Origin of the sequence: Moraxella oblonga NBRC 102422, from assembly GCF_001598275.1 — a bacterium.
In the GTDB taxonomy this organism is placed as follows: domain Bacteria; phylum Pseudomonadota; class Gammaproteobacteria; order Pseudomonadales; family Moraxellaceae; genus Moraxella; species Moraxella oblonga.
The window spans coordinates 1-767 of the sequence record NZ_BCYQ01000101.1; the positions used below are offsets into that span (position 1 = coordinate 1).

General features: G+C 41.5%; 2 protein-coding genes. One reads left to right on the top strand and one right to left on the bottom strand.

Annotated features, from left to right (window positions below; all coding sequences use genetic code 11):
* Position 1: 1 nt before the first annotated feature.
* Positions 2–388 (bottom strand): Cu(I)-responsive transcriptional regulator, encoded by a 387-nt coding sequence (locus MOB01S_RS12070; protein WP_034295614.1) that lies wholly within the window; start codon positions 386–388, stop codon positions 2–4.
* 172 nt (positions 389–560) lie between these two features.
* Here MOB01S_RS12070 and MOB01S_RS12655 point away from each other — a divergent pair, with 172 nt between their 5' ends.
* Positions 561–704 carry a hypothetical protein gene (locus tag MOB01S_RS12655; protein WP_174521842.1) on the top strand — a complete coding sequence of 48 codons (144 nt, stop codon included), beginning with the start codon at positions 561–563 and terminating at the stop codon, positions 702–704.
* Positions 705–767 lie beyond the last annotated feature (63 nt).

Consider the following 767-nt stretch of genomic DNA (forward strand, 5'->3'; position numbering starts at 1 on the left):
CCTATCCCCCAAGCCCCTGTAAAATCGGACATTCTGGCATATCATCGCCACGACAGGCATCACGCCACGCCCCAAGAGCAGTTTTCATTTCTTCCAATTCCTTGATTTTATTTGATAAAAATTCAATGTGCGTATTTGCCAACGCTTTGACTTCACAGCTTTTGCGGTGTGGATTGTCTTGCAGTGCCAAAAGCTCGCCAATTTGGGCAAGCGAAAAGCCCACGCCCCTTGCTTTGGCGATGAATTTTAGGCGGATTAGTGTCTCATTATCATAAATGCGATAGCCTGATGATGTGCGTGAAGTGTTTGATAACAAACCCAACTTTTCATAATCACGGATTTGCTTGATGGATAGCCCTGTGGCTTTGGACGCTTGACCGATGTTCATTGTTGCTCCTTGTTTTGGTGTTTGTAAAAAATTGTCAATCCGTAAAAATAATCCTTGACCCTAACATAAGGTTAGGCTTTATGATACGCTCATCAAAACAAAAAAGCAATGTTTTTAGTGGTTTAAAAACGGTTTTTGTTTTGATAATCAACCTTTAATTTGGAGAATTGTTATGAACGACATCATCAAAAACCCAAACGCCCACTGCGGTTGCCAATCTTGCACAGGGCAAAATTGCAATCCAAAATGCAACTGCCAAAATGGCGAGCCGTGCATTTGTCAAAACTGCACTTGTGGCGATTGTGATTGCAAGTAATTGATTAGCTAAAAACATTGGGCGGACTTATGTTTGTCCAATGTTTGCCAAATCCCATTTTGA

What these genes read in the sequence shown, in the direction of transcription:
- MOB01S_RS12655 (WP_174521842.1), top strand. Translation starts at nt 561, where the DNA reads ATGAACGACATCATCAAAAACCCAAACGCCCACTGCGGTTGCCAATCT.
- MOB01S_RS12070 (WP_034295614.1), bottom strand. Translation starts at nt 388, where the DNA reads ATGAACATCGGTCAAGCGTCCAAAGCCACAGGGCTATCCATCAAGCAA.